The organism is Jannaschia formosa, from assembly GCF_003340555.1.
Taxonomy (GTDB): domain Bacteria; phylum Pseudomonadota; class Alphaproteobacteria; order Rhodobacterales; family Rhodobacteraceae; genus Jannaschia; species Jannaschia formosa.
On record NZ_QPLJ01000066.1, the window covers coordinates 1 to 3,341 of the forward strand.

The 3,341-nt window shown below is 64.7% G+C and carries 4 protein-coding genes; 3 read left to right on the forward strand and 1 reads right to left on the reverse strand.

The window, feature by feature from the left end; all coding sequences use genetic code 11:
• Window positions 1-206 (forward strand): helix-turn-helix domain-containing protein (locus DR046_RS22680; protein ID WP_115384605.1); only part of this gene is annotated, 206 nt, incomplete at its 5' end.
• A gap of 131 nt (window positions 207-337) precedes the next feature.
• Window positions 338-847: an antitoxin Xre/MbcA/ParS toxin-binding domain-containing protein gene (locus DR046_RS22685; RefSeq protein ID WP_167767261.1), complete on the forward strand. Its 510-nt coding sequence runs from the start codon at window positions 338-340 to the stop codon at window positions 845-847.
• Between the two features lie 234 nt (window positions 848-1,081).
• Here the strand turns inward: DR046_RS22685 and DR046_RS22690 are convergent, their stop codons facing one another.
• A complete protein-coding gene (locus DR046_RS22690; RefSeq protein ID WP_115384607.1) occupies window positions 1,082-1,963 on the reverse strand; it encodes a LysR family transcriptional regulator in 882 nt (293 codons plus the stop codon).
• Window positions 1,964-2,053: 90 nt separating this feature from the next.
• Here DR046_RS22690 and DR046_RS22695 point away from each other — a divergent pair, with 90 nt between their 5' ends.
• A complete protein-coding gene (locus tag DR046_RS22695) occupies window positions 2,054-3,088 on the forward strand; it encodes an NAD-dependent epimerase/dehydratase family protein (RefSeq protein ID WP_115384608.1) in 1,035 nt (344 codons plus the stop codon).
• The last annotated feature ends 253 nt before the right edge of the window (window positions 3,089-3,341 follow it).

The window sequence follows — 3,341 nt, forward strand, 5'->3', positions numbered from 1 at the left end:
CTGCGAGGTTCGCGGAGGACGCCCGGCTCACCCGCGCGAAGACGCTGCTCGAGGAGACCTCCCACGCGCTCGACCGGATTGCCTTCGAGGCCGGCTACGGCTCGGTCGACGCGCTCCTGCGGTCGTTCCAGAAGAAGGTCGGCATCACGCCCGGAGCATACCGGGCGCGGTTCAGGACGACGGGAAGGCCTGTTCGTGACCCCTGATCCTGTGCCTGGACCATCGCACCTGGACCCGCGGCAGGAGCCGCGTGCCCTTTTCAAGGAAATATCCGATCATGAACTGCGAAGAACCATTCCATCCTGAGATGCATTCCCTCCCCCCGAAGCGACCCACGATGACCAACGAAAGATCCCCGGAGATCCCTGAGAAGGCCGCGCTCCCCCGGGAGATCACCCCGGAGGACCGCGCGCGCCTCAGCGGCCCCGTCCTGCGGACCTTCCACGCCATCGCCGATGCCTGGGAGATGGACGCGCGGGAGCTTCTCGCCCTGCTCGGCCGGCCGGACCGGTCCACCCATGAAGAATGGGCACGCGCTGCCCGCGCGCAGGCGCCGCTGTCCCTGCCCCTCGACACGCTGACCCGGATCTCGGCCGTGATCGCCATCGAGCAGGCGCTGGCCAATCTCTTCGAGGACCGGGCGCAGGCCATGACCTGGATGCGCGGCGCCCATGACGCGCCCGCCTTCGCCGGCGCTTCGCCGATGGAGACGATCCTGAGCGGCGGCCATGACGCGCTGGAGATCCTGCGCCGGTATCTCGATACTTGGCAGACCGGGCAGCTCGGCCGGGACGCGCCCGAGGGCAGCTTCGTGCCCGTGACGGAAGAGGATCTCGTCTTCGTGTAAAGCTGCCGGGACGGACGTAAGCCGCTTTCGTTGCGGGCCTTCTGCATCGCCCTGCGGGAAGGACCTTGGCCTCCAGCCCACTCAGGAAGCAGCTGGCTTGGTCCACTTTCCCTCCATGCGACCGCAAGAAGTTCATCTCCCTGATCCGTAGACGTTCGAGATCGCAGATTACCGCGCCGCCCCGCCCAGTCGTCGATGCCGATCGTCCTCGGCGCGCTGATCGGTGTCCGTTTCTCACTGAACGACGTGGCGAGACATCCCTTCATAAAGATGATCGAACGCAAGCCGCATCCGCGGATCATTGCGCAGGTCCTCGTGCATGGTGATCCATGCCTCGAGGGACAGGTTGATCTCGTCCTGAAACAGCCGCACGAGGCCTGATCGTTCCGCGAGTTTCACCTGGACGATGCCAGGCCCGCAGGCCGCGCGGATGGCGGCTATCTGGGCGATCTGGTTATCGATACGGTAGGTGAACATGTCGCGGCGAAGTCCGCCGCCGATCGCGTCAAGGATTGCGGGGCCGCTTGGGTCGCGATCAAAGCCAATCACCGCGTGCTCATGGAGATCCTCGATACGTTTCGGCATCCCGCGGAGAGCCAGGTAGTCGCGATGCGCGAACAACCCCAGGCGTATCAGGCCAGCCCGACGGGCGATTAGCGCCTTCTGGGTGGGGCGGATCATCCGCACCGCGATGTCCGCGTCCCGGCGCAGGAGATCGGCCGATGAGTTGGACAGGACAAGCTCCACGGCGAGGTTCGGATGGGCCATCGTCAGGCCGCGCAGGATCTCTGGCAGTACCTCCGTGCCGATGACGTCGCTCGCGGCGATCCTTACGACACCGCTCAGCGTTTTCTCGTCTCCGGACGCGGCCCTCACCATGGCCTCAGCCGCCGCCGCCATCGCCTCACCATAGGGTTTCAGCCGTTCCGCATCCGCGGTAGGCGAAAGACCCTGCGGCGAACGGGTGAAAAGGCTGCGCCCGAGATCCGATTCCAGCTGGGCGATGTGCCGGGCCAGCGTCGGTTGCGTCAGACCGAGCGCGCGGGCGGCGCCAGAGAGGCTGCCATGCTCGAGGACGCCGAGAAAGGAGCGGACAAGGTCCCAGCTCGTGTTCATGGAAAATCGTATATCAGCTCCACGAATTACCGCAATTTCGTTCAGCGGCCAAGCCGAACATATGACTGATCACCAAGAAGGAGATCAGTCATGACCGTTTCATCGGCGAAATCAGTCCTTGTGCTCGGCGCCACAGGCGGCGCCGGCTACGAGACCGCCATCGCGCTCTTGCGCCATGGCTGGAGCGTCCGGGCAATGCACCGGGATCCGGTCAAAGCACGGGCGCGACTGCCCGAGGCAGAATGGGTCAGCGGCGATGCCTTGAGAGCTTCCGACGTGGTCGCCGCGGCGAATGGCGTCCAGCTGATCTTCCACGGCGTCAATCCGCCCGGCTACCGAGACTGGGACAAGCTTGTCATGCCGATGCTCGAGGCCACGATTGCCGCCGCCAAGGCGACCGGCGCGCGCATCATCGTGCCGGGAAACGTCTACAACTACGGGCCCGACGCCTTCCCGATCCTGACAGAGGATGCTCCCCAGAACCCGATCAGCCGCAAGGGCGCGATCCGGGCGCGGATGGAGGCCCGCCTGAGGGAGGCCTCGGCCAGCGAGAACGTGCACTCGATCGTCCTGCGTGCGGGTGACTTTTTCGGCCCCCATGCCGACACCTGGTTCAGCCAGGGCATGATCCGGCCGGGTAAACCGCTGACCTCCGTCAGGTATCCGGGAGAACCGGATATCGGTCATGCCTGGGCATACTTGCCGGACTTCGCCGAAGCCGTCGCCCGTCTCGCCGAGAGGGAATCGAAGCTGAGGGAATTCGAGAACTTCCATTTCGCCGGTCACTGGTTCGACCGTGGCGTGGAGATTGCCGAGCGCACCTGCGTCGTGGCTGGCGTCCCCGCGACCTCGATCCGGCGCTTTCCCTGGGTGCTGGTCGACGTTCTGTCGCCGTTCGTCACGCTTTTTCACGAGATGAGGGAGATGCGCTACCTCTGGAAGACGCCGGTCCAGCTCGACAATATGCTCCTGATCAACGTGCTGGGTGAAGAGCCGCATACCGATATCGACACGGCGATCAGGCGCACGTTGCAGGCCAAGGGATGCCTCTCAGACCTCCCACCTCAGACAAACTCCACGGGCCTCCGGTCGCCAACCAGCAAGATTCGAGGAAGGCGCTGCTAGGCTATAAGCGGTGTTCCCGCCCCATGCTGATCCTATCTTGGGGACCCTTCCTGCCACACCGCATTCTCCTTCGACCTGGCAAGGGAGAAGCGACGACGGACGGCTCCCCGCGGTGGTCGCGGCCGAGGTTCGTCAAGCGCTCGCGACCGAAAACACTTGGTCAGCGGGCCGATTCAGGCGACGGTGCCATCACGCAGGAGACCACTTGAAGATTGTCCATGAGGAGGAGCCTCCATGACTGATCTTGTAAACG